Origin of the sequence: Kribbella antibiotica (assembly GCF_004349055.1) — a bacterium.
GTDB classification, from domain to species: Bacteria; Actinomycetota; Actinomycetes; order Propionibacteriales; family Kribbellaceae; genus Kribbella; species Kribbella antibiotica.
Genome location: NZ_SMKX01000031.1, coordinates 50,806 through 75,676, shown reverse-complemented (window position 1 = coordinate 75,676; position 24,871 = coordinate 50,806). Strand labels below are relative to the sequence as shown.

Below are 24,871 nucleotides of genomic sequence, written 5' to 3'. Positions count from 1 at the left end.
TCACTCACTCGCTCAACACGATCTCCGTAGTGGGAGCAGTCCTCCTGGTGGCTACAGCTGTGGCCACCAGGAGGACTGCTCCCACTACGGAGATCGTGTTGAGCGAGTGAGTGAAGGCCTGGCGGGCTGTTGCCAGGAGCGCTTCGGCTGCGGCCGTCGGTAGGTGCGCAGCGGCTGCGGCGGCTGACGGAAGACCTTCGCGGAGCGGGGCGATCGCATCCGATGGCAGGTCGGCGCGGTAGGCCGCCGTACCGATGGAGCCCAGGACTGCGATGCCCAGCGCGCCACCGAACTCGCTGCAGGTCTCCATGACGGCGGATGCTGAGCCAGCACGCTCCGGGGAGACCGAGCCGACGATGGCCTCGGTGACCAGGGACATCACCATCACCAAGCCTGCTGCGAGCAGACCCGCGCCGATCAGGATCACGGCGAGCGAGGACTCAACCCGCACCTGAGTCAGTACGACGAAGCCGCCGGCCGCGAGGACGAAGGCGCCACCGGTCACGTACGCACGGTCGATCCGCCGAGCCAGAGCGGTTGCGAGCGGGGCTGCGGCGCCGACGACAAGAGAAGGCGCCAGCGACCACAGCGCAGCCCTCAGGGGCGACAACCCCTGCACTAGCTGCAGGTACTGAGTCATGAAGACCGCATTGCCGACCAGCGCCAGCGTGCCGACAGTGTTCGCCGCCAGCGACCCGCTGAAGGCGCGGTTGCGGAACATGCCCAGCTCGATCATCGGGTACGCCGCAGTCCGCTGCCGCTGCACGAACAGCACCCCGAAGACCAGCCCAGCCACGATCGCGATCACCGGCAGCGCAGCCCAACCATGCGCGGCCAGCTCCTTGATCCCCCAGATGATCGGCAGTACGGCGGCCAGCGACAGCACCGAGCCCAGCAAGTCGAACCGGCCGCCAGCCGGCGCCTTGAACTCCGGCAACAGCACCGGCGCGAGGATCAGCAGCAGAAGCATCCCGGGAATGTTCGCGAGGAACACCGAGCCCCACCAGAAGTGCTCCAGCAGGAACCCACCGAAGACCGGGCCGAGCGAGATCCCGCCCATCATCACCGCGCTCCAGAACGCGATCGCCTTCTGCCGCTGACCGGCGTCGTGGAACATGTTGCGAATCAGCGCCAGCGTCGACGGCATCAGCGTCGCGCCGCCGATCCCCAGCACCGCGCGAGCGGCGATCAGCTGCTCGGGGTTCTGCGCGTAGGCAGCGGCCACGGATGCGAGCCCGAAGGCAACCGCACCGAAGATCAGCAGCCGGCGCCGCCCGATCCGGTCACCGAGCGAACCCATCGTGATCAGCAGCCCGGCCAGCACGAACCCGTAGATGTCGAAGATCCACAGCTGCTCGGTCGCGGTCACCCCGAGATCCCCGGCGATGTACGGAACGGCGAAGTACAGGACCGACACGTCCATCGACACCAGCAACAGCGGCAACGCGAGCACCCCGAGCGCGATCCACTCCTTCCGCCCGGCCCGTTCCGTCGTACTCATGGCCCCTCCAAGTTATCTGTCTATAGCGCACACTGTGTGCGCCATAGACAGACCCTAGCGACATCTGTCTATGATGTAAACAGTCACAACCGAGAGGGGTACGACGGTGGAGCTACCGCGAGTGCTGGAGCAGCTCTGGGGGCTGGAGGGACCGGCGCGTCCCGGCCCGAAACCGACGTTCCAGCTGAGAGACATCGGCGCGGCCGCGGTCGAGCTCGCCGACGCGGGCGGGCTACCGGCGGTGTCGATGAGCAAGGTCGCGTCCGCGCTCGGCTTCACGACCATGTCGCTCTACCGCTACGTCGACGCCAAGGACGACCTCTACACGGTCATGCTCGAGCACGCCTTCGGCGAGGCACCCATCCTGTACGGCGACAACTGGCGACGCCGGATGGAGTCGTGGGCGGAGGCGTTCCGCGACGGGTTGCGCGCACACCCGTGGATCCTGCAGGTGCCGGTCACCGAGCCGCCGCTGTCACCCAACCAGCTGAGCTGGATGGAGTCGGCGCTCCAGGCGTTTCACGACACCCCGATGACGGCAGGCGAGAAGTTGTCCGCGATGTTGCTGGTGAACATCTACGTCCGCGGCGCCGTCCAGCTCAGCGTCCACCAGTTCACGAAATCACCGGAGGAGTCCGCCGCGGCCGACCGCCTCTACGCCGAGCGGCTGCGCTATCTGGCTACGGAGGACCGCTTCCCGGCGACCGCAGCCGGGCTGCACCATCCGCAGGAGCTGGAGATCGACTTCGACGCCGACGCGTTCGCCGACGGCCTGGAGACCGTCCTCGACGGCATCCAGGCCCGCATCGACAAGAGGTAACTCAGACGTCGAGCTTGTCGGCGACACCGCGCAGTACGGTCGCGACCTGGCGGGAGGCCTTGCCGTCGGGCTGACGGCCGCGGCGGTAGCTCTCGCCGAGGTTGTCGAGAAGCTTGATCAGGTCCTCGATCACGAGCTGCATCTCGTCCGGCTTCGGGCGCATCGCCTTCGCCACCGACGGCGGCGGATCGATCAGCCGGACCTGCAGCGCCTGCTCACCCTTGCGGCCCTCGACGACACCGAACTCGACCTTCTGGCCGGGCTTGAGGTTGGTCACTCCGGCCGGCAGCGCCTCCGCGCGGACGTAGACGTCACCGCCCTCTTCCTTGCTGAGGAAGCCGAACCCCTTCTCGGAGTCATACCACTTGACCTTGCCAACAGGCACGGGAACCTCTTCAGTGTGAATCGTCGGAAACCGGAACGGACGGGCGGCCCGATCGGCTACCCAGAGTACGTGAACGCGGGGCACAGCGCCCGCGGAAAAATCACCGGTACTTGTCGGGGTCCTTGAGCTTCTCGTTCATCGACCCGGACCGGAATCCGCGCGGGTCGACGCGGGCCGCTGTGAACCCCTCGGCGACCACCGCCTCGACCAGCTCACGGTGGTCGACCCGAGCGATCAGCTCGTGGTCGATCTCGATACTCGCTGCCTCGCCAAGGTCGCGAACGCGCACGTTCTGCACCCCGTACGACGCCAACCGCGACCGCACTGCGGCCTCCGCCCGGTCAACCCGGGCGAGCAGATTCGGCGTGATGCGGATGCCGTACGCGATCCGGCTGGACAGGCAGGCCGCGGCCGGCTTGTCCGACGTCGCCAGCCCCCAGCTCCGTGATGCCGCCCGGATCTGCGCCTTGGTCAGCCGCGCATCCTTCAGCGGCGTGATCGCACCCCGCTCATGCGCAGCCCGGATCCCGGGCCGGAATCCGGCGATCGCGTCGTCGGCGTTCGTCCCGGTCGCGATCGCGGTGATCCCGAACTCGTCGGCGATCGGCTGCAGGGTCTCGACCAGCTCGGCCTTGCAGAAGTAGCAGCGGTCCCCCGCGTTGGCCTGGTAGCCCTCGCGGTCCATCTCGTGCGTGTGCGGCGTGACATGCCGTACGCCGAGACCGTCGGCGAACCGTGCCGCCGGCTCCAGCTCGGCATCCGGCAAGCTTGGTGAGATCGCCGTTGCGGCGACGACATTGGCCGGGCCGATCGCCCGGGCGGCGGCCGCAAGCAGAAACGCGGAGTCGGCGCCACCGCTGAACGCGACGACCAGCTTGTCGTAGCTCGCCAGTCGCTTCATCAACGCTTCCAGCCGCTGCTCGAGGACATACGCCTCGAGCCAGGCCGGGAACTCGGTCAGGTCGTTCAGGACGACATCAGCGCCGTACCCACGCAGCTCGTCAGCCGTGAACGGCCCGGTCGCCACGGACACCGCAACCGCACCGGCCGCGTGGGCGCCGTCGATATCCGCGGTGTGATCGCCGACGTAAATACCTGCTCGGTGCTCGAGGAGCGCCGTACCCTTCTGGGCTCCGTGCAGGTCGCCGACCGGCTCGTCGACATCCAGCCCGAGGTAGTCCAGGTGCAGCTTCACGGACGGCGTGTGCTTGGCCGACACGACCATCGTCCGCCCGCGCAGGGCCCGGATGGCGGCCAGCGACTCGGCGACGCCGGGCAGCGGCAGGCTGCCGGTGATGGCGTGATCGGGGTAGTGCTCGCGGTACCGCTTCACCATGGCGTCGACCTGCTCCGCGGGGAACCAGTTCGCCATCTCCCAGGTCAGGGGCGGGCCGAGGCGGCTCACCACCAGCTCGGAGTCGATGTGGACGCCGGTCTCCGCGGCCAACAGGTCCCAGACCAGCTGGATCCCCGGGCGGGAGTCGATCAGCGTCATGTCCAGGTCGAACCCGACCACGAGCTCCGGTACGTCGAAGGTCGCAGCCTCCCCGTGAGGGGCGGCGCTGGGTCGGATCTCGGCGGTTGACACGTCCCCAACCCTACGTCCTGCCGCCGACAAGCCGATCTCGCATCCCGAAACAGCTGATAAGTCCACTAAATCAGTTGGATTATGGAGATTGACCCCCTGGAGGAATTTCCATGACTGCACAGCTCGAAGCGCCCCAGATCACCGTGGCCAAGGTCGGTGGCGCGATCGGCGCCGAGATCGGCAACGTCCAGCTCGGCGGGGACCTCGCACCGGAGACCGTCGTGGCGATCCGGCAGGCCCTGCTCGACCACAAGGTGATCTTCTTCCGCGACCAGCACGACCTGGACGACGCCGGCCAGTTGGCCTTCGCACGGCTGCTCGGTACGCCAACCCTGGCGCACCCGACCTCGAAGCCGCTCGAAGGCGCCGCGAACGTGCTGCCGATCGACTCTGACTACAGCAAGGCGAACAGCTGGCACACCGACGTCACGTTCGTCGACCGCATCCCCGCGATCAGCTTGCTGCGTGCGGTGACACTGCCGGCGTACGGCGGTAACACCACCTGGGCGAACACAGTGACGGCGTACGCGGCGCTGCCGGAGTCTTTGAAGGCACTGGCCGACCGGCTGTGGGCCGTGCATAGCAACGTCTATGACTATGCCGGGCATGCGGACGAGGGCCGGGTCGGTGGCGTGGACGTCAAGTTCGAGGAGTACCACAAGGAGTTCGAGTCCAAGCTGTTCGAGACCGAGCACCCGGTGGTCCGCGTGCACCCGGAGACCGGTGAGCGCGCACTGGTCCTCGGACACTTCGTACGGCGCTTCGTCGGGCTCAGCAGCACGGAGACCGCCGCACTGTTCCAGCTGCTGCAGAACCGGATCACCAACCTGGACAACACGGTCCGCTGGCAGTGGCAGCCCGGTGACCTCGCCATCTGGGACAACCGCGCGACCCAGCACTACGGCGTGGCCGACTACGACCAGCCGCGCCGACTGCACCGCATCACGCTGGCAGGCGACGTACCGGTGAGTGTGGATGGTGTGCGCAGCACGCCGCGGACAGGCGACGCGACGCACTTCTCGTCAGTTGACAACTGAGCGGCATTTGTTTGAGCTCTTGACACTCTGGACGCTTTTGTAAACCATCAGGGGCATGGACTTGTTCACGGACCGCACCAAGCGACGGCTCCGTGACGAGCTGCTGGATGCTGCGTACGACGCGATCGTTGCCGGTGGGTACGACGGACTCCGGATGGCCGAGGTGGCTCGGCGTACCGGAGTGTCCCGGCAGACCGTCTACAACGAGTTCAGTGACAAGTGGGGGCTGCTGCAGGCGGTCACCACTCGCGAAATGGAACGGTTCCTGCTGGAAGTGAACGCAGCGCTCGCTGATGCGCCCAACCCGATCGCCGGCTTGCAGGCCGCGGTCGAGCGGGCGCTCGCACTGGCCGGGGAGAACCCGCTGGTGAAGGCGATGCTGGGACAGCCGGGATCGGACCAGGCCAGCCAGCTGCTGACCACACGGGGACAGCAACTGCTGGAGGTGAGCCACCAGGCGCTGGATGCCCACGTCCGTGAGCACTGGCCAGAGGTGCCGCCACAGGACGCGACCAGCTGCGTGGACATCGCTCTGCGCGTTGTCCTCAGCCACATCGTCACGCCAGGGCCCCCACCGGCCATAGTGGCGGCGCAGCTGGCTCGTGTACTCAGCCCCTTCCTCGTCCAGTCCAGGAGGCAGTCATGACGAATCCGTTGCACAGACAGGGTTTCAGCTCATTGAAGTCTGGTGGCTTCAACTGGGACGCACTGCCGCTACGACTGTTCGACAAGGGCAACCGCAAGTTCTGGAACCCCCGCGACATCGACTTCACCCAGGACGCTCTCGACTGGCAAGGCATGAGCGAGAACGACAAAGACAACGCACTCATGCTCTGCTCGCAGTTCATTGCGGGCGAGGAGGCAGTCACCGAGGACCTGCAGCCGTTCCTGCAAGCCATGGCAGCCGAGGGACGCTTCGGCGACGAGATGTACCTGACGCAGTTCTGTTTCGAGGAGGCCAAGCACACTGCGGTCTTCCGGCTCTGGCTGGACGCCATCGGCGTCACCGAAGACCTCCACCGGTACGTCGAGACCAATCCGGGCTACCGGGCGATCTTCTACGAGGCCCTCCCCGTAGCACTCAAGTCACTGGCCGATGACCCGTCACCAGCCAACCAGGTCCGCGCATCCGTTACCTACAACCACGTGGTCGAGGGAACGCTCGCTTTGACCGGCTACCACGCCTGGAACCTGCTCTGCACGGCGCGAGGCATTCTGCCCGGCATGCAAGAGCTCATCCGCCGCATCGGCGACGACGAACGCCGCCACATGGCATGGGGCACGTTCACCTGCCGCCGGCACGTAGCCGCCGACGAGACGAACTGGAAGGTCGTCACCGACACCATGGAGGAGCTACTGCCGCATGCGCTCGTCCAGATCCAGTGGGCACTCGACAACTCCCCCGAGCTCCCGCCAGAGATCAACCCAACCGCACTGATGACCTACGCCGGCGACCGCGCCACCCGGCGTCTGGGCGCCATCGAGTCAGCGGTCGGCGCAGACGTTGCCGGTATCGACCTGGACTACTCACCGGAGAAGCTGGAAGACGTCTTCGGCGACGAGGACTCAGCCGCGCTGGCCGCGGTCCGCTAAGGCTTTCGCACCTCGGTGTCGGCGGCCGTCACGAGACGGCCGTCGGCAGCATGCACCTCAAGCGGCCGTAGCGGTTTGCCGTCTCGGCGGTCGAGGAGCTCCGAGCGCGGCTCGCCAGGGCCGAACGAGAACGCCTCACCCCACTGGCGCAGCGCCACAATCACCGGGAACAGCGCCTCCCCCTTGGCCGTGAGTACGTACTCATGCTGATCACCTGGCTCGAGAATTCCTTGTTCCACAAGGCCTTTCAGACGCGCACTGAGGATGTTCTTCGCGATCCCCAGGCTCCGTTGGAACTCGCCGAAGCGACGACTGCCGTCGAACGCATCGCGCACGATCAGCAGCGACCACCAGTCGCCGACCGCATCCACCGACCGCGCCACCGGGCAGCTCTCCTCGTCGAACCGGGTCCGCTTGACCATCTCACCACCTCCTGGTTGCAAGATGCTACCAGGAGGTCGTACGGTTTCAACATGAAACCAAGGCTCTTCTTGGCGGCGTCGGCCGCGATCGCCGTGTCGACCGTCTATTTCGCCCAGCCGCTCCTGGTGACGATGGGCCAGGACCTCGGCTTGTCCACGAGCACGGTCGGACTGTTCGTGACCGTCACCCAGATCGGCTATGTGCTGGGCCTGTTCTTCCTGGTCCCCTTGGGCGATCGACTCAACCGCCGCCGGTTGATCCGCACGCAGTTCGTCCTGCTCGCGGGCGCACTGCTGATCGTCGGCTTCGCGCAGAACGCCGTCATGCTGCTGATCGGGCTGGCCGCAGTCGGCGGGCTCGCGGTGGTCACGCAGTCGGTGGTCGCGTTCGGCGCCTCACTGAGTACGCCGGACGAACGCGGCCGGACCGTCGGCGCGATCACCACAGGCGTCGTACTCGGCATCCTGCTGGCCCGCACCGCCTCCGGAGCGCTCACCGACGTGGCCGGCTGGCGGGCGATCTATCTCGTGGCCTGCGCCCTCTGCCTGCTGATCGCCGCAACCTTCGTCGAGGCTCCACCCCAGCAACGCACCGACCTTTCGTACGGCGCCTTGCTCCGCTCGATCATCGACCTGTGGCGCGAAGAGCCAGTGTTCCGGAACGCCGGGCTGCGCGCCTTCTTCATCTTCGCCTCGTTCAGCACCCTGTGGAGCGCCGTCGCCCTACCGCTGACCGATCAGGGTCTTTCGCACACGGCGATCGGTGCGTTCGGGCTGATCGGTGCGGCGGGCGCGATCGCGGCCGGCCCGGCCGGACGGCTGGCGGACAGGGGCCATGGGCAACTGGTTACGCTGGTTGCCGCCGCAGTACTGGTCGCTAGCTGGGCCATCATCTTCTGGACGCCGAAGTCCCTGCTGGCACTGGCGATCGGCGCCGTCGTTCTCGACTTCGCCAACAGCACGATCCATGTCACCAACCAGAGCCTGATCTACCCGCTCCGGCCGAATGCGGGCAGCCGCCTGATCGGCGGTTACATGATCTTCTACTCGTTCGGCAGTGGCCTCGGCGCGATCGCGTCGACCTGGTTGTACGCCCACGCCGGCTGGACCGGTGTCAGCGTGCTCGGCGCGACCTTCGCCGTCGGCGCCCTGCTCACGACAGTTCGCTTCACGACAGTCCGAGCAGTCCGACCGACTTCTCGCGCATCTCGACCTTGCGGATCTTCCCGGTGACCGTCATCGGGAAGTCGTCGACGAGCAGCACGTACTTCGGGATCTTGAAGCGGGCCAGCTTGCCGGTGGCGAACTCGCGGACCGCATCGGCGTCGAGAGGTTCGGCGCCGTCCTTGAGCTTGATCCACGCGCACAGTTCCTCGCCGTACTTCTCGTCCGGTACGCCGATCACCTGGACGTCGGCGATCGCCGGGTGCGTGTAGAGAAACTCTTCGACCTCGCGCGGGTAGACGTTCTCGCCGCCGCGGATGACCAGGTCCTTGATCCGGCCGACGATGTTCACGTAGCCGTCCTCGCGCATCGTCGCCAGGTCACCGGTGTGCATCCAGCGCGCTTGGTCGATCGCCTCGGCCGTCTTCTCCGGATCGTCCCAGTAGCCGAGCATGACGGAGTACCCGCGCGTGCACAGCTCCCCTGGCTCGCCGCGCTCGACCACCAGACCAGTGGCCGGGTCCACGAGCTTCACCTCGACATGCGGCATCACGCGCCCGACAGTCGACGTACGGCGGTCCAGGTCGTCGTCACGCCGCGTCTGTGTGGACACGGGCGATGTCTCGGTCATGCCGTAGCAGATGGCCACCTCTGCCATGTGCATGTCGGCAACACACCGCTTCATCACCTCAACGGGACAAGGCGATCCCGCCATGATCCCGGTGCGCAGTGTGGACAGGTCGTAGTCGCTGAAGTTCGGTAGTCCCAGTTCGGCGATGAACATCGTCGGTACGCCGTAGAGCGCCGTACACCGCTCGTCCTGCACTGCCTGCAAGGTCGCAGCCGGGTCGAACGCCGGACCGGGGATCACCATGCACGCACCGTGCGTCGTACAGCCCAGGTTCGCCATCACCATGCCGAAGCAGTGGTAGAAGGGCACGGGGATGCACAGCCGGTCCTCTGCTGTGAAGGCGATCGTCTCGGTGACGAAGAAGCCGTTGTTGAGGATGTTGTGATGGCTGAGCGTTGCGCCCTTCGGGAAGCCTGTGGTGCCGCTGGTGTACTGGATGTTGATCGGGTCGTCGAAGGAGAGCTCGGCGATGCGCTGCTGCAGCTCCTCATCAGTGATGCGGTCAGCTGCGTCACGCAGGCTGTCCCAGTCACCTGTGCCGATGTAGACGGTCTCTTCGAGCGCTGGGCAGTTCGGGCGCACCTCGTCGACCATGGCTCGGTAGTTGCTCGTCTTGAACTCAGTGGCCGAGATCAACAGCCGCACACCGGACTGGTTGAGCGCATAAGCCAGTTCGTGCGTCCGGTACGCCGGATTGATGTTCACGAGGATCGCACCCATGGTGGCGGTCGCGTACTGCGCGATAGTCCACTCCGCGCAGTTCGGAGCCCAGATGCCGACCCGGTCGCCCTTGGCGATCCCGCGCGCCAGCAGGCCCTTCGCAACCCGGTCCACCTCCGCACCGAACTCGGCGTACGTCCAGCGCCTGCCGGTCTGTACCTCCACCAGGGCGTCGCGATCGCCGTACTGCGCGACTGTCCGCCGCAGGTTCGCGCCGATCGTCTCGCCCAGCAACGGCACGTCGGAGATCCCGGAGGCGTAGGAAGGCAGGCTCATGCCTGTCATCGTCACCCGGGTCAGATGCGTCTGCAACTGCAACTGCACGGGCGGCAGGAAACAAGGGGTGGACGGCAAGCAATGTCCTTGCCAACTCTCCGTCACATCGGTAGCGCTGTGTCATTGGACCGTTACAGTGAAGGGGAGAGGTGTGAGGCGATGGGCCGATCCGCTGAAGGTCACGCCCGCAGCGACCGTCCGCCCGGACGTACCGCCGAGGCGGCACAACGTACCGCTGCGGTAACCGATCATGTCCGCGAACTGGGCAACGTCCTGGCCGATGCACTGGCGATCGATGTGCACGGCACCGACCTACAGACTTTGAAGCGGGCATCGCGCCGAGCGCCGCCCGCCGTACCGGCAGCTGATCTGACAGCGCGTCCCGGACCGGTCTGGGACGCATTCCTGCCGCAGCCGCCAGGCCGGTTCCGCTGGTGGGGTGCCGAACGCCGGTACGCGCGGCGGCTGGCCGCAGCCGAGGACCGGTTCGCGGAGGCGATCGAGCGGCACCGGACCGCCGAGCAGAGCCGCCGCGACCGAGTGGCTCGTGCCATGCGGGAGCAGGTGGAGCAGCAGCGCCGGCTGGACGAGGCGACCGCCGAGCAGCACGCCCGCGTCGACGCATACCAGCGTGCAGTGGAGAACCACGACCGGGCCGCCGTCACGCGGTACTTCGCCAAGGCGCTGGAGCGAGTGGCTGAACCACTTAACTTCCCGCGTCGCCGTCGAGTCGGGTACGTGCCCGAGTCCACGTTGCTGGCGATCGAATGGGACCTGCCTGACATGAGCGTCGTACCGGCTGAGGCGTCCTACCGGTATGACCGGGTGGCCGACACAGTGGTGGCAGAGCCGCGACCGGAGAAGGAGGTGCGGCTGCTGTACCAACAGCTGGTCGCCCAGCTCGCACTGCGCGCCCTGCACCTCGCCTTCGGTAGCGACCGGTACGGCGTGGTCGACACCGTCGTCTTCAACGGCATGGTCGAGTCGGTCGACCTACCGACCGGGCAGACAGTGCGTCCATGCCTCATCACCTTGCGGGCAACGCGTGAGCAGTTCCAAGCCCTGGTGCTCGACCAGCTCGACCCCGTCGCCTGCGTGCGCCACTACTTCGCTGCAGAGGTCTCCCGGCACCCAGAAGAGCTACAGCCGGTCGAACCGGTGCTGGACTTCGACCTGGCCGACCCACGCACGGTCGAACCGATCGACGTCCTCAGCGAGATCGACAGCCGGCCCAACCTGCTGGACCTGAGCCCGGAGTCCTTTGAGCACCTGGTCCAGAACCTCTTGACCCGTATGGGTCTGGAGACCCGCCTCTTCCGTCTAGGCACTGACGGCGGCATCGACTGTGTCGCCTACGACCCGCGTCCCATCACCGGCGGCAAGTTCGTCGTCCAGGCCAAGCTCTGGACCCGCACGGTCCCGCCCTCCGCCGTCCGCGACCTCTTCGGCACCGTCATCGACGCCGGCGCCACCAAAGGCATCCTCATCACCACCAGCGGCTTCGGCCCCACCAGCTACCAGTTCGCCACCGGCAAGCCCCTCCAGCTCATCGACGGCACCGCCCTGCTGTCTCTCTGCCACCTGCACAACATCCCGGCTCGCATCATCCCCAGGGCCAGTTGAGAAGTGTCAGACTGGCTGGCATGGAAACTGGGGTAACGGTTGTCGGATCAGGTCAGGTCAGTACGACGCCCGATGTGCTGCGGGTGTCCTTGAGTGTCGAGCACGTCGCCGCAGATGTGGCGGCTGCGGTCGCGCAGGTGGCTGAGCGCACGGATGCAGTGATTGCTGCGCTGCGCGGACAGGGAGTCGACGCGTCCGACATCGGTACGACGACTGTCAACGTCTACCAGGAATACCGCGAGCCGGGGACCGCTGCGGCGTACCGGGGTTCACACCAGCTCACCGTGGTCACACGGGACCTCACCGGCTTCGGCACGCTGCTCAATGCGACTGTGGGCGCAGCCGGGAACAATCTGAACCTGCAGTCCCTGCAGTTCGACGTACAAGACAAGTCGGCGCTGCTGACCCAGGCCCGCGAGCTGGCGTTCCGCCAGGCCGAGCAGAAGGGCGCAGAGCTCGCTGCACTGGCCGGCTACTCGCTCGGCTCGGTCACAGCGATCAGCGAGACCGACAACCACGCCCCCATCCGAGCCATGGCCCTGGGCGGCTCGGCCAAGGCCTTCGACGCCGCCTCGATCAACATCACACCTGGAGATCACTCCGTCGAGATATCCCTCGAGGTGCACTTCTCCTGGGCCTGAGACTCCGGTCTCAAAGCTGGAACAAGGCTTTGCGGTGTTGACAGTCTCGGCGAGACTTCTCCCATGTATGCACCGGCGCCGTTGAGGCGGCAGTTGAACCGGTCCGGGCTTTTGCTGCTCGGACCGGCGTTCGTCGCGGCGGTCGCCTATGTGGACCCGGGGAACTTCGCCACCAACATTGCGGCCGGGGCGACGTACGGGTATCTGCTGTGCTGGGTCGTTGTCGGGGCGAACCTGATGGCCGTTTTAGTGCAGTATCTGGCGGCAAAAGCGAGTATCGCGACCGGACGGACGCTGCCGCAGCTGTGCCGTGACCACTTCAAGCGGTCCACGTCGACAGGGCTCTGGGCCCAAGCCGAGCTGGTTGCCGTCGCGACCGATCTGGCCGAGGTGGTCGGCGGTGCGATCGCGCTGAACCTGCTGTTCGGCATCCCGCTGCTCTTGGGCGGTGTGATCACCGGTGTGGTCTCCTTCGGGCTACTGATCTACCAGTCCAAGCGCGGGCAGCGGCCGTTCGAGGCCGCGATCATCGGGCTGCTGACCGTCGTACTGGTCGGGTTTGTGGTCTCCACGATCCAGTCCGAGCCGTCGGCGTCCGGTGTTATCGGTGGCATGGTCCCGCGGCTGGACGGCGTGCAATCGCTGGTTCTGGCGGCCGGCATGCTCGGTGCGACCGTGATGCCGCATGCGATCTGGCTGCACGGCGCCCTGATCACCGACCGGCACGGCAAAGCAATCCGCTCGAGCGCGGGCAAGCAGCGGGTACTCAAAGCGACCCGTACCGATGTGGGCGTGGCCATGGCGCTGGCCGGGGCAGTCAACCTCGCCATGGTCGTCCTGGCCGCTGCCGCGCTCAGTGGGACCGGCGCCGACTCTCTGGATGCTGCGCACGCAGCTATCGGTGACCGGCTCGGCAGTTTCTCCGCACTGCTGTTCGCCCTCGCACTGCTCGCCTCCGGCTTCGCCTCCTCCTCGGTCGGCACCTACGCGGGCTCGGTCATCCTGGACGGGTTCTGGAAGCGCAAGGTCCCGCTGTGGGCCAGGCGTCTCGTCACTCTGGTTCCGGCGCTGGTCATCCTGGCGATCGGCATCGACCCCAGCCGCGCGCTGGTGGTCTCACAGGTGGTCCTGAGCTTCGGCATCCCGTGTGCGCTGTGGCCACTGGTCCGGTTGACCGCTTCCCGGCGCGTCATGGGCAGCCTGGTCAACCGCAAAGCGACTACTCTCGCCGCATGCCTGGTAGCTACCGCCGTGACCGCGCTGAACGTCGTACTGATTGTGCTGACCGTTCGGGGCTGACATGACGCGCGTCTTCGCCGTCAGCGACATCCATGGCCACCCGGCGAAGCTGCAGGCGTCCCTGCTGGCGGCTGGGCTCACGGATGCCGAGGGCAACTGGTCCGGGGCCGATGCACGGCTGTGGGTGCTCGGTGACTTCTTCGACCGCGGTCCGGACGGCATCGGCGCCCTGCGCTTCGTCCGCGGCCTGACCGAGCAGGCACCGGCCGGAGCGGTCAATGTGCTGATCGGCAACCACGAGATCCTCGCGTTGGGGATGCGCAAGTTCGGTGACACCTTCGTCCCGCACGAGGGCATCACCAGCCGCAGCTTCGAGCGCTCCTGGGCGCTGAACGGCGGCCAGGACCGCGACCAGGAGCTGTTCACCGACGACGACGCCGCCTGGCTGCTCGATCAGCCGCTGCTCGCCCTGGACGCCGATCACCTGCTGATGCACTCCGACACCGCGGAGTACGTCGAGTGGGGCGACACCATCGAGCAGATCAACACCCGCGCCCGGACCGACCTGCACACCGACGACATCGTGGTCTGGTGGGAGATCTGGCGCCGGATGACGTCGCGCTACGCGTTCCGTGGCGAGAGCGGCCCAGAGGTCGCCCGGATCATGCTCCAGGCCCTCGGCGGCCGGCGGATCGTGCACGGCCACAGCATCGTGGCCGACATGCTGCACATCTCCCCCGAGTTCCTGACCGGCCCACACCTGTACGCCGACGGTCTGGTGCTCGGCATCGACGGCGGCGCCTTCGACGGCGGCCCCTGTCTGGTTGTGGAGCTCGATCAGCCGTAGGGGAATGCGTCCCCGTGCTCGGTGGTTGTCACGGGTTATGGCTGAGAAGACGCGGAAGATCCCAGGCCCGGACCACCCCATCACCGTGGCGAAGAACCCGGACCGCGTGGTCGTGAAGCTCGGCGACCAGGTGATCGCGGACAGCCGCGACGCGCTGTCGCTGCAGGAGTCGAACTACCCGGCGGCGCAGTACCTGCCGCGCGAGGACGTCGACTTCACCCTGCTGGAGCGGACCGACCTCACGACGTACTGCCCCTACAAGGGCGACGCCTCCTACTACAGCATCCTGCCGGCCGGCGAGGACGGCGTGAACGCCGTCTGGACCTACGAGCAGCCGTACGACGCGGTCTCGGACATCCGCGACCACGTGGCGTTCTACCCGGACAAGGTGTCCATCGAGATCATCGCCGACTGAGGTCTTTGGGCGACTGGTTAGTGATCGGGTCAGATGCGCCGTACCGTTGGAGGGATGACCACGTCCGAGCGGTACCGCCCGCGCACCCTCGCCGAGGCGCTGCGTAGTTGGGACGACGCTGCCCTCGGGACGTTGCTCCAGCATCGGCCTGACCTGGCCGTTCCGATCCCTGCCGACACCAGTCAGCTGTCGGCCCGAGCCACCGGGAACGCCTCGGCGGCCCGGGCCATCAACCGGCTCGACGAGTTCGGTGTCGACCTGCTGGAGGCTCTCTCGGCGCTGCCGGAGCCGGTCACCGTGGCTGACCTGGCCGCCGGTGTGGACCAGCCCTTCGACATCGTGCAGCCCCGAGTAGTCGAGCTGCTGAATCTGGCGCTGGTGTGGGGCACCGAGGACGATCTGCGTCCGATCCGCGCTGTCCACGAACTGCTCGGCCCGACCCCGGCCGGTCTGGGTCCGATCACCACCCGGCACTTCGGTGATCTGGACAAGCTGATCGCCGAGGCCGGTCCGGAAGCGCGTGAGGTGCTCGACAAGCTCACCTGGGGCCCGCCGACCGGGACGGTCGAGAAGGCCGAGCGCCCGGTGACGATCGCGTCGGCGCGGACCCCGATCGAGAAGTTGCTCGCGCGCGGTCTCGTCGTACCGCGTGATCCGACCACGGTGGTGCTGCCGCGGCAGATCGGGCTACACCTGCGTGGCGGGCGCGTGCTCGCCTCTACTCGGCCCACGCCACCCCCGCTGGACGGCAAGACAGTCATGGCCTCGATCGTCGATCGGGCCGCGGCCGGAGCCGCATTGGACTTGGTGCGTCAGGTCGACCGAGCGCTGGAGCAGATCGGGCTTGAACCCCCGCCCGTACTGCGCACTGGCGGCATCGGCGTGCGTGAACTGCGCAGCCTGGCCAATAAGGTCGGTGCGGAGGAGGCCACGACCGGGGCGGTGCTCGAGATCGCGTACGCCGCCGGACTGGTCGCAGCTGTCGAGGTCGGGACCAACGAGCTCTGGCTGCCGACGAACGCGTACGACGACTGGCTGGAGCTGGACCTGGCGCATCGCTGGGCCCACCTCGTCACCGCCTGGTTCGGTGGCCTGCGGGCGATCGGACTGATCGGTCGGCGTGACTCTGGCGGTGCAACGGCGGCTGCGCGCGAGCGGCTCATCAACGCCCTCGCCCCGGATCTGGAGCGCCTGTTGGCTCCGGAGGTCCGGGTGCTGACTCTGAACGCACTGGGCGAAACAGCTAATGGGATCGCTCCCTCGACGCATTCGGTCGTCACCTGGGTGGCCTGGCATCGACCACGGCGCGGCGGGCAGTTCCGGGATGAGCTGGTCGAGTGGGCGCTCACCGAGGCCGCATTGCTCGGTCTGACCGGCCTCGGTGCACTGGCGACGCATGGGCGGCCGCTGCTGGAGCAAGAGCCGACCATGGACGAGCTGGCCGAGGCAATCCGCCCGCTGGTGCCGGAGCCAGTGTCAGAGATCCTCCTGCAGGCTGACCTGACCGCAGTAGCTCCCGGTCCGCTGGTGCGATCCGTGCAAGACGACCTGTCCGCCATGGCCGATGTCGAATCGCAGGGCGGCGCCGCCGTCTACCGCTTCAGCGAAGGCTCCGTACGGCGTGCTTTCGACCTCGGCCGGACCGCGGACCAACTGCACAAGTGGCTGGCCGAACACTCCCGGACCCCGGTCCCCCAGCCACTGACCTACTTGGTCGATGACGTTGCCCGGCGGCACGGCGTACTGCGGTTGGGGACGGCGTCGACGTACCTGCGGTGCGATGACGAGAACGTGCTCACCCACCTGATCAGCTCGAACCTGCCTGGCGTTCGCTTCCGCCGGTTGGCACCGACCGTGGTTGTGTCGCCGTCGCCGCCGGACATGGTGCTGGCGCGTCTCCGCGAAGCTGGACTGGCGCCGCTGGCCGAATCCTTCGACGGCGTACTGCACGTGAGCACGGCTGCGACACGGCGTGGTGATCCCCCACGCCGCCGTACCAGCCGTGACTTCGCCGACAGCCCTGCTGACCTCACCATTGACCAGGTGAAGGCAGTGATCGAGAAGGTTCGCGCCGGCGACCGCCTGGCCGCCGACCGGCCGTCCGACGAGGTGGCGTCCGAGCCGACGGCACCGGCCGAGACCATCGCCGTACTCAGCAATGCAGCCGAGGCCCACACCCGGACCTGGATCTCCTACGTGGACCACAACGGCACTGCGTCCGAGCGGATCGTCGAGCCGACCCGAGTGGCCGACGGCTGGCTCACTGCCTACGACCCGGCGACCAACCAGCCCCACACGTACGCGCTGCACCGCATCTCCGCTGCCCGAGCCATGGAGAGCTAGCTCCTGGTTTGGCAGGTAGGGGCACAATGGAGGGTCGGGCTACAGATGGGGAGTAACGGGTGACGGACGGGCCGCTGATCGTGCAGTCGGACAAGACTCTGCTGTTGGAGACTGCGCATCCGGAAGCTGGGGCGTGCCGTAAGGCCATTGCGCCGTTCTCCGAGTTGGAGCGGGCTCCTGAGCACGTACACACCTACCGGCTGACTCCGCTCGGCCTGTGGAACGCGCGGGCCGCTGGGCACGACGCGGAGCAGGTGATCGACGTGCTGCTGCGCTACAGCCGCTACCCGGTGCCGCACTCGCTGCTCGTGGACATTGCCGAGACGCTGGATCGCTACGGCCGGTTGCGGCTGGAGAAGCACCCGGAGCACGGTCTGGTGCTGGTGACGACCGACCGTCCGGTGCTGGAGGAGGTCCTGCGCTCGGCGAAGATCAAGCCGATGCTTGGCGAGCGCATCGACGACGACACCGTGCTGGTGCACCCGTCCGAGCGCGGCCACCTCAAGCAGACGCTGCTGAAGCTCGGCTGGCCGGCTGAGGACCTCGCCGGTTACGTCGACGGTGAGGCGCACGCGATCGAGCTGGTCAAGGACGGCTGGGATCTGCGGCCGTACCAGGAGCAGGCGGTCGAGTCGTTCTGGCACGGTGGCTCGGGTGTCGTCGTACTGCCTTGTGGTGCTGGGAAAACGATCGTCGGTGCTGCTGCGATGGCACAGGCGTCGGCGACCACGCTGATCCTGGTCACGAACACGGTGTCCGCGCGGCAGTGGAAGGACGAGCTGCTCAAGCGCACCACCCTCACCGAGGACGAGATCGGCGAGTACTCCGGTGCCCGCAAGGAGATCCGGCCAGTCACGATTGCGACGTACCAGGTCATGACCACACGTCGGAAAGGTGTCTACACGCACCTGGAGGTGTTCGACGCCCGCGACTGGGGCCTCATCGTGTACGACGAGGTGCACCTGCTGCCCGCACCGATCTTCCGGATGACCGCCGACCTGCAGACCCGGCGCCGCATCGGTCTGACCGCCACGCTGGTGCGTGAGGACGGCCGTGAGGGTGACGTGTTCTCTCTGATCGGTCCGAAGCGCTATGACGCGCCTTGGAAGGACATCGAGGCGCAGGGCTGGATCGCCCCGGCTGACTGCATCGAGGTGCGCGTAGACCTGGAGCAGAGCGAGCGTTTCGTGTACGCGACCGCAGAGCCTGAGGACCGCTACCGCCTGGCCGCTTCAACCCCGGCCAAGTCCCGTCTGGTCCGGCGAATCGCCGACCACCACGCAGGCGAGCCCTTGCTGGTCATCGGTCAGTACATCGACCAGCTGGACGAGCTCGGCGAGCGCCTCGAGTGTCCGGTGATCAAGGGCGAGACGACGGTCAAGGAGCGGCAGCGTCTGTTCCAGGCGTTCCGCACTGGCGAGATCACTCGGCTGGTCGTCTCCAAGGTCGCCAACTTCTCCATCGACCTCCCAGAGGCCTCCGTGGCCATCCAGGTGTCCGGCACCTTCGGCTCCCGCCAGGAGGAGGCCCAGCGCCTCGGCCGCGTGCTCCGCCCGAAGGGTGACGGCCGCACTGCCCGCTTCTACTCGATCGTTGCCCGCGACACCATCGACGCCGAGTTCGCTGCACATCGCCAGCGCTTCCTGGCCGAGCAGGGCTACGCCTACACGATCGTGGACGCGGAGAACCTGTTCGCCTAGAAGGGCTAGACGAACCTGCTCTGGATCCCACTGAAGTGGGTCTTCAGCGAGCGGGCAAAGGCCGTGGGATCTCCGGACTGCAATGTGTCCAGGAGGTCCCGGTGCCAGCCGGCGATGTCAGCGAGGGCATCGCGAGGGCCGGGGAGACGCGCATCGACCTCGGCGAACGTGCGCCAGAAGACGGCGAGCAGATCGAGCACCAGGGTGTTTCCCAGCGGCTCGTAGAGGGCCTGGTGGAACGCCCAGTCCTCGTCGGTGAAGTGCTCATCAGCGGCGGCCTTGGCCTCCATCTGCTGGACGAGGTCTTCGAGGGCGTCGGTGCTGTGAGTTCTGAAGTGCTCGACGACCTCTTCAGCCAGGCCGACCTCTAGCGCCTGACGCACCTCCAGGACGTTCTGCACGTCACGCAGGTCGCCCGCCATCGACTGCGACAGCCGGAAGGACAGACCGTCCTCCAGGGACTGCAGGGAGACCGCACCGACGTAGGTGCCGAAGCCGTGCCGGATCTCGATGATGCCGACTGCCTGCAAGGCTTTCATCGCCTCGCGCAGTGGATGCCGGCCGACACCGAGCTGGGCCATCAGGTCCTGCTCGTTCGGCAGCAGGTCACCGGCTTTCAGGCCGCGCTCGAGAATGTAGGCCTTCATCTGATCGCGGATGAAGGTTTGGTTCACGCTGGTGAGTGTAATCCGGCCTGGTCCAGCAGCGGCCGGAGCGCGGCCAGCTCTGCCTCGTCGAACGGGATGCCGGGGTAGGCGGTGACCGGGCAGTCGATCACTCCCAGCAGATACAGCGCGGCCTTGAAGGCACCCAGTGCGGCGGAGCTGGCGCCCATCCGCGACCGGTCCGCCACCTCGACGATGTCGAACAGCCGGATGAGTCGCTCCTGCTCGTCCCAGGCCTCCGCACTGGTCGCACCGAACAGCCGCACGTACCCAGCCGGGTCTACGTTCCCCAACCCCGGTACGACGCCGTCCACGCCGAAGGCGAGCGCAGAGTCGACCGCCACCTCCGACCCGGTCATGATCGCGAACTCCTTGAGCCCAGCGTCTCGCCGTTCCATCACCAGCCGGCGCAGACTCGGCTCCTCACCACTGGAGTCCTTCACGCCAGCGATCACTCCGGCCTGGGCGAGTGAAATGACCAGTGCCGTCGGCAACTTGGTCCCGACCCGCGCCGGAATGTCATAGGCGTACAGAGGTGTCCCCTCCGCCAGCTCGGACAGACGGGTGAAGTGCCGCTCGATCTCTGCCGGATGCGTTGCCGCGTAGAACGGCGCAGTGGCAACCAGCCCAGCCACTCCGGCCTTCAGAGCTTGGGAGATGTGCGCACCGACCCGTGCAGTCGAAGTGTCGATCACTCCGGCCAGCACTGGCACCTGGCCGGCCACCTCACCCACCACGGTCTCCAGCACGACCTGCCGCTGCTCGTCGGTCAGAAACGTCCCCTCACCCGACGTGCCGAGGAGGAACAGCCCATCCACTCCGCCGGCCAACTGGTACTGGACCAAGCGGGCTAGCGAGGCCGTGTCCACCTCGTACGACGGAGTGAGCGGTGTGACAAGTGGTGGGACGACACCAAACAGAGTCATAGGACGTACTATGTCATCGCGCGGCATAATTCGGTACCGCCGCGGCAGGTGCTCAAGTAACGTTGCCGGGCTCCCCACCCCCTGCCGGAGGTCACTCATGCCCGCAGACACGTCCGATGACACCCTCCAGGCCGAGAAGAACTATCTGAAGACCTCCCGGGAAGCTCTGGCCCGGATGCGGGAGAAGACCGGCGCACTGGAGATCCACAGCGCGGACCCGGTCAGCGAGGAGTTCCTGAAGGCCGCGATCTGGCGGCGAATGCAGGAGTTGGAGGACGACCCGGAGATTCCGCTGTTCTTCGGGCGGCTGGACTACGTCGACCCGGCGCCGGAGACGTTCCACATCGGCCGCCGTCACGTGAACGACGACCTGGGCGAGCCCCTGGTGGTGGACTGGCGAGCAGACATCTCAGTGCCGTTCTACCGGGCCAGCCGCACCGAGACGATGGGAGTCGGCGCCCGGCGACGCTTCGGCTTCACGCACGGCGAGATGACCGCCTTCGAGGACGAGGACCTCACCGCAACCGCTCCGGTCGCAGAGCACAGCGACATCCTGGACTCCGAGATCGAGCGCCCGCGCTCCGGCCCGATGCGCGACATCGTCGCCACCATCCAGCCCGAGCAGGACGTGATCGTCCGCGCCGGTGTCGAGGACACGATCTGCGTGCAGGGCGCCCCGGGTACGGGAAAGACCGCGGTCGGCCTGCACAGGGCGGCGTACCTGCTCTATGCCTATCGGGATCAGCTCAGCCGCAGCGGGGTGCTCGTAGTCGGGCCGAACGCGAGCTTCCTGCGCTATATCGGCGACGTTCTGCCCGCACTGGGCGAGATCGAAGCCAAGCAGACCACTGTCGAGGAGATGGTCGCTCGGGTCCGCGTGGATGGGCCAGGTCCGGCAGCGCTCGATGTACTCAAGGGCGACGCTCGGATGGCGGAGGTGCTGCACCGGGCCGTGTGGTCCCAGGTGCGGACCCCCGAGGAGGCGCTGGTGGTCCCACGCGGATCGCACCGGTGGCGAGTCGCGACCTACCAGGCTGAGGAGCTCCTCAACGAGCTCAGAACCCGAGGCATCCGGTACGGCGCCGGTCGGGCGATGCTGCCGCAACGACTGGCCCACGCTGTTCTGCTGCGAATGGAGGCGGCCGGTGACTCACCAGATGACCGCGTCCAGGACGCGGTGGCACGCAGCCGCCCCGTCAAGCAGTACGCCGAGGCGCTGTGGCCGGCCGTGGATCCAGCCAAGCTGCTGTTCCGTCTGTTCACCGAGCCAGAACTGCTGGCCAAGCATGCCGACGGCATCCTGACCGCAGAAGAGCAGGCCATGCTGGTCTGGGAGAAAGCACCGCGGTCTGCTGGTGCGGCCAAGTGGTCGGTTGCTGATGCCACCCTGGTCGACGAGATTGCCGATCTGGTCGACCGGACGCCGTCACTCGGCCACGTGGTGCTGGACGAGGCGCAGGACCTGTCTGCGATGCAGCTGCGTGCTGTCGGCCGCAGGTGCTCGACCGGATCGATGACAGTGCTCGGTGACATCGCGCAGGGCACCACTCCGTGGGCCACACCGTCATGGGACGAGGCCCTGAAGCATCTGGGCAAGTCCGGCGCTCACACCGAGGAGCTGACCGCAGGCTTCCGCGTCCCCGGCCAAGTGATCGAGTACGCCGCTCGGCTGCTCCCGATCATCGCTCCGCACCTCACACCGCCAACCGCCGTACGGCGTGCGCGCGGTGAGCTCACCATCACCCGGGTCAGCGACAGTCTGGCTGCCGCGGTGACCACAGTGACCGAGGTGTCGAACCGGCTCGGCTCAATCGGTCTGATCGTTCCCGATGCGCTCGTCCCGGCCACTCGGAAGGCACTCCACGAGCAGGGGCTCACGTTCGCCGTACTGGGTGATGAGGACGACGTCGAGTCGCACCTGGACGTCGTACCGGCCTCACTGGCCAAGGGTCTCGAGTTCGACCATGTGGTGCTGGTGGAGCCGGCCGGCATCGTGGCCGGTGAGGCCGATGAGCGCACCGGCCTCCGCCGGCTCTACGTCTGTCTGACGCGAGCCGTTACCTCGCTGGCAGTGCTCCATAGCGAGAGCCTGCCGGCCGTCCTAGCGACCGCACCCTAGCGCCGAAGTCGTTCGGCAAGGAGAGGCGGAACACCTTCGCCCAGGCCGATGCGACCTGCTTCGGCAGCGGTCCGGTGGTGTAGCGCAGGTTGTACTCGTCGAAGATCGCCCGCACCTTGGGTGCGATCTCCTGGTACCGGTTGCTCGGCAGGTCCGGGAACAGGTGGTGCTCGATCTGGTACGAGAGGTTGCCGGTCATGATGTGCATCGCGCGGCTGCCATTGATGTTGGCCGAGCCGAGCATCTGCCGCAGGTACCACTCGCCGCGAGTCTCACCCACGATCGACTTCCGCTCGAACGTCTCCACGCCCTCCGGGAAGTGCCCGCACATGATCACCGAGTGGGACCAGACGTTGCGGACCACGTTGGCGACCGCATTCGCAGCCAGCGTGTGCAGGACGGACGGTCCGGACAGCAGCGGGTGCACCACGTAGTCCTTGGTCATCTGGCCGCGGATCTTCTTCAGCACCTGCTTGGTGCGCGCCTTGAAGTCCGGGTCCTGACGGCGTTCCTTGGTGGCCAGGTTCTTGCCCAGCTCCAGGTCGTACGCCGCGATGCCGTACTCGAAGAACATCGCGTTTACGAAGTTCCAGAACGGCTGCGCCAGGTAGAGGGGGTACCAGCGCTGGTCCTCGTCGACCCGCATGATGCCGTAGCCGAGGTCGTTGTCCTTACCGACCACGTTCGTGAACGTGTGGTGCAGGTTGTTGTGCGCGTGCTTCCACTGCTCGGCCGGCGACGCGTGGTCCCACTCGTAGGTGGTGGAGTGGATCTTCGGGTCCCGCATCCAGTCCCACTGGCCGTGCAGGATGTTGTGACCGATCTCCATGTTCTCCAGGATCTTGGCCACCGACAGCCCCGCGGTACCGATCAGCCAGGCCGGCGGGAACAGCGACAGCAGCAGCACCGCACGACTGCCCAGCTCCAGCTTGCGCTGCACACTGATCACCTTGCGGATGTACGCCGCGTCGCGGGCTCCACGGGTGGCGATGACCTCGTCGCGGATCGCGTCCAGCCGACGGCCGATCTCCTCGATGTCTTCGGGAGACAGGTGGCCGATGGGGTTGGCGGCCTTCTTCTGCAGAACAGTCACAGGGGTCTCTCTCTCAACAGTCGATGTCGCAGGCGCCGGCCGCGGCCGAGATACAGGTCTGGATCAGTACGCCGTCGCCAGGCGCGGCGGTGGTGACCTCCCCCGAGCGGAGGTCACGCACTGCGCCGGAACGCAGCGGGAGGACGCAGGAGAAGCAGATGCCCATCCGGCAACCAGACGGCATCAGTACGCCGTTCTGTTCGCCGGCGTCGAGGATCGGCGTCGTACCGTCGAGCTCGACGGTGGTTCCGGTCGCCGAGAAGGTGACGCTGCCGCCCTCGCCGGGCTCAGCCAGCGCAGTGCGGAATCGCTCGGTGTGCAGCTCGCCGATCTCCGTGAGCGACGCCCACTGCTCCTCGATCGCGTCGAGCAGGCCAGCAGGCCCGCAGGCCCACGTCTCACGCTCCGCAAGATCCGGTACGACGTCTGCCAGCGCGGCGACGTCAAGCCGGCCATGGGTGTCGGTGTGCTGTTCGACCAACCGCAGGTGTCCAGCGGCTGCATAGTCGCGCAACTCGTCGCCGAAGATCACGTCGTCAGCCCGGGCCTCGGAGTGCACCAGCACTGCGTCCTCGAACCGGCCAAGACCTGCGCGCAGCATGCCCATCACCGGCGTGATGCCGCTGCCGCCGGTGATGAACAGGATCTTGCGCGGCGCCGGGTCCGGCAGCACGAAGTCTCCGACCGCCTGGTCGAGGTGCACCAGTTGGCCCGGCTGCAGCTCCTGTGCGAGGTGCGCACTGACCACACCGTCCGGGACGGCTTTCGCAGTGATGGTGATCAGGCCGTCGCCCGGCGCAGAGGTGAGCGAATAGGAGCGCCACAGCCGGACACCGTCGACGTCGAGCCCGATCCGGACGTACTGGCCCGGCTGGTGACCACGCCAGGCCTGGCCGGGTCGCAGCACGACGGTCACTGCGTCACAAGTCTCAGGGCGGACCTCCACCACTCGGGCGCGCAGGTCGGCGCCTGCCCGGAGCGGCCGGAACATGTCGAGGTAGTCGGCGGGGTCACGCGGGTGGGTGGCCGCCGCCGCAATCTGCCAGGCCCGATCACGCAGCCGGCTGCGGAACGTGTCCCGCGCGACGGGGTCAGAGGCAAAGGTCGTCATACGTTCCAGCAT

Annotated in this window: 22 protein-coding genes; 13 read left to right on the top strand and 9 right to left on the bottom strand. The window is 67.1% G+C overall.

Annotated features, from left to right (window positions below):
- Positions 1–4: 4 nt before the first annotated feature.
- Positions 5–1,501, bottom strand: a complete 1,497-nt coding sequence (locus E1263_RS13725; RefSeq protein WP_132167660.1) for an MFS transporter — start codon at positions 1,499–1,501, stop codon at positions 5–7.
- A gap of 106 nt (positions 1,502–1,607) precedes the next feature.
- On the opposite strand from E1263_RS13725, the gene E1263_RS13720 reads away from it, so the two are divergent.
- On the top strand, positions 1,608–2,321 hold the full coding sequence (locus E1263_RS13720) for a TetR/AcrR family transcriptional regulator (RefSeq protein WP_132167659.1): 714 nt from the start codon (positions 1,608–1,610) through the stop codon (positions 2,319–2,321).
- A 1-nt stretch (position 2,322) separates the two neighbouring features.
- On the opposite strand, the gene E1263_RS13715 is transcribed toward E1263_RS13720, so the two are convergent.
- Together E1263_RS13715 and larE are read right to left on the bottom strand one after the other, a co-directional pair.
- Positions 2,323–2,706 (bottom strand): cold-shock protein, encoded by a 384-nt coding sequence (locus E1263_RS13715; protein WP_132167658.1) that lies wholly within the window; start codon positions 2,704–2,706, stop codon positions 2,323–2,325.
- 100 nt (positions 2,707–2,806) lie between these two features.
- A complete protein-coding gene (gene larE / locus E1263_RS13710) occupies positions 2,807–4,294 on the bottom strand; it encodes an ATP-dependent sacrificial sulfur transferase LarE (RefSeq protein WP_238161227.1) in 1,488 nt (495 codons plus the stop codon).
- Between the two features lie 110 nt (positions 4,295–4,404).
- On the opposite strand from larE, the gene E1263_RS13705 reads away from it, so the two are divergent.
- From E1263_RS13705 to E1263_RS13695, 3 genes are read left to right on the top strand one after another with little or no spacing between them, the layout of a single operon-like run.
- Positions 4,405–5,331, top strand: coding sequence for a TauD/TfdA dioxygenase family protein (locus E1263_RS13705; RefSeq protein ID WP_132167657.1), 927 nt, complete (start codon positions 4,405–4,407; stop codon positions 5,329–5,331).
- 55 nt (positions 5,332–5,386) lie between these two features.
- A complete protein-coding gene (locus E1263_RS13700; protein ID WP_132167656.1) occupies positions 5,387–5,977 on the top strand; it encodes a TetR/AcrR family transcriptional regulator in 591 nt (196 codons plus the stop codon).
- Positions 5,974–6,924 (top strand): R2-like ligand-binding oxidase, encoded by a 951-nt coding sequence (locus E1263_RS13695; protein WP_132167655.1) that lies wholly within the window; start codon positions 5,974–5,976, stop codon positions 6,922–6,924. Before E1263_RS13700 ends, E1263_RS13695 begins: the two co-directional genes overlap by 4 nt.
- Here E1263_RS13695 and E1263_RS13690 read toward each other — a convergent pair.
- Positions 6,921–7,346: a winged helix-turn-helix transcriptional regulator gene (locus E1263_RS13690; RefSeq protein ID WP_132167654.1), complete on the bottom strand. Its 426-nt coding sequence runs from the start codon at positions 7,344–7,346 to the stop codon at positions 6,921–6,923. The genes E1263_RS13695 and E1263_RS13690 overlap by 4 nt on opposite strands.
- A 51-nt stretch (positions 7,347–7,397) precedes the next feature.
- On the opposite strand from E1263_RS13690, the gene E1263_RS13685 reads away from it, so the two are divergent.
- A complete protein-coding gene (locus E1263_RS13685) occupies positions 7,398–8,579 on the top strand; it encodes an MFS transporter (RefSeq protein ID WP_132167653.1) in 1,182 nt (393 codons plus the stop codon).
- Here the strand turns inward: E1263_RS13685 and E1263_RS13680 are convergent.
- Positions 8,515–10,185: an AMP-binding protein gene (locus tag E1263_RS13680; RefSeq protein WP_272949663.1), complete on the bottom strand. Its 1,671-nt coding sequence runs from the start codon at positions 10,183–10,185 to the stop codon at positions 8,515–8,517. The two genes, E1263_RS13685 and E1263_RS13680, sit on opposite strands and share 65 nt — an antisense overlap.
- 111 nt (positions 10,186–10,296) lie before the next feature.
- Here E1263_RS13680 and E1263_RS13675 point away from each other — a divergent pair, with 111 nt between their 5' ends.
- The 7 genes from E1263_RS13675 (at position 10,297) to E1263_RS13645 (ending at position 18,945) form a co-directional block, all read left to right on the top strand.
- On the top strand, positions 10,297–11,760 hold the full coding sequence (locus E1263_RS13675; protein ID WP_132167652.1) for a restriction endonuclease: 1,464 nt from the start codon (positions 10,297–10,299) through the stop codon (positions 11,758–11,760).
- A gap of 20 nt (positions 11,761–11,780) precedes the next feature.
- The gene (locus E1263_RS13670; RefSeq protein WP_132167651.1) at positions 11,781–12,401 is read left to right on the top strand and encodes an SIMPL domain-containing protein; all 621 of its coding nucleotides are present in this window, start codon (positions 11,781–11,783) and stop codon (positions 12,399–12,401) included.
- A 63-nt stretch (positions 12,402–12,464) separates the two neighbouring features.
- Complete coding sequence (locus E1263_RS13665) at positions 12,465–13,700, top strand: Nramp family divalent metal transporter (RefSeq protein ID WP_132167650.1); 1,236 nt, start codon at positions 12,465–12,467, stop codon at positions 13,698–13,700.
- 1 nt (position 13,701) lies between these two features.
- Entirely contained in the window at positions 13,702–14,487 is a 786-nt protein-coding gene (locus E1263_RS13660; protein ID WP_132167649.1) for a metallophosphoesterase, read from the top strand.
- Between the two features lie 37 nt (positions 14,488–14,524).
- On the top strand, positions 14,525–14,902 hold the full coding sequence (locus E1263_RS13655) for a DUF427 domain-containing protein (RefSeq protein WP_132167648.1): 378 nt from the start codon (positions 14,525–14,527) through the stop codon (positions 14,900–14,902).
- 54 nt (positions 14,903–14,956) lie between these two features.
- Positions 14,957–17,245: a helicase-associated domain-containing protein gene (locus E1263_RS13650; RefSeq protein ID WP_132167647.1), complete on the top strand. Its 2,289-nt coding sequence runs from the start codon at positions 14,957–14,959 to the stop codon at positions 17,243–17,245.
- A gap of 59 nt (positions 17,246–17,304) precedes the next feature.
- On the top strand, positions 17,305–18,945 hold the full coding sequence (locus E1263_RS13645; protein ID WP_132167646.1) for a DNA repair helicase XPB: 1,641 nt from the start codon (positions 17,305–17,307) through the stop codon (positions 18,943–18,945).
- Between the two features lie 5 nt (positions 18,946–18,950).
- On the opposite strand, the gene E1263_RS13640 is transcribed toward E1263_RS13645, so the two are convergent.
- Both E1263_RS13640 and E1263_RS13635 read right to left on the bottom strand, forming a co-directional pair.
- Entirely contained in the window at positions 18,951–19,619 is a 669-nt protein-coding gene (locus tag E1263_RS13640; protein WP_132167645.1) for a FadR/GntR family transcriptional regulator, read from the bottom strand.
- The gene (locus E1263_RS13635) at positions 19,616–20,536 is read right to left on the bottom strand and encodes a dihydrodipicolinate synthase family protein (protein ID WP_202868865.1); all 921 of its coding nucleotides are present in this window, start codon (positions 20,534–20,536) and stop codon (positions 19,616–19,618) included. The genes E1263_RS13640 and E1263_RS13635 overlap by 4 nt, the downstream gene beginning before the upstream one ends.
- A 97-nt stretch (positions 20,537–20,633) precedes the next feature.
- Here E1263_RS13635 and E1263_RS13630 point away from each other — a divergent pair, with 97 nt between their 5' ends.
- The gene (locus E1263_RS13630) at positions 20,634–22,655 is read left to right on the top strand and encodes a HelD family protein (protein WP_132167644.1); all 2,022 of its coding nucleotides are present in this window, start codon (positions 20,634–20,636) and stop codon (positions 22,653–22,655) included.
- Here the strand turns inward: E1263_RS13630 and E1263_RS13625 are convergent.
- Both E1263_RS13625 and E1263_RS13620 read right to left on the bottom strand, forming a co-directional pair.
- The gene (locus E1263_RS13625; protein WP_132167643.1) at positions 22,594–23,748 is read right to left on the bottom strand and encodes a fatty acid desaturase family protein; all 1,155 of its coding nucleotides are present in this window, start codon (positions 23,746–23,748) and stop codon (positions 22,594–22,596) included. The genes E1263_RS13630 and E1263_RS13625 overlap by 62 nt on opposite strands.
- 13 nt (positions 23,749–23,761) lie before the next feature.
- Complete coding sequence (locus tag E1263_RS13620; RefSeq protein WP_132167642.1) at positions 23,762–24,859, bottom strand: ferredoxin reductase; 1,098 nt, start codon at positions 24,857–24,859, stop codon at positions 23,762–23,764.
- Between the last annotated feature and the right edge of the window lie 12 nt (positions 24,860–24,871).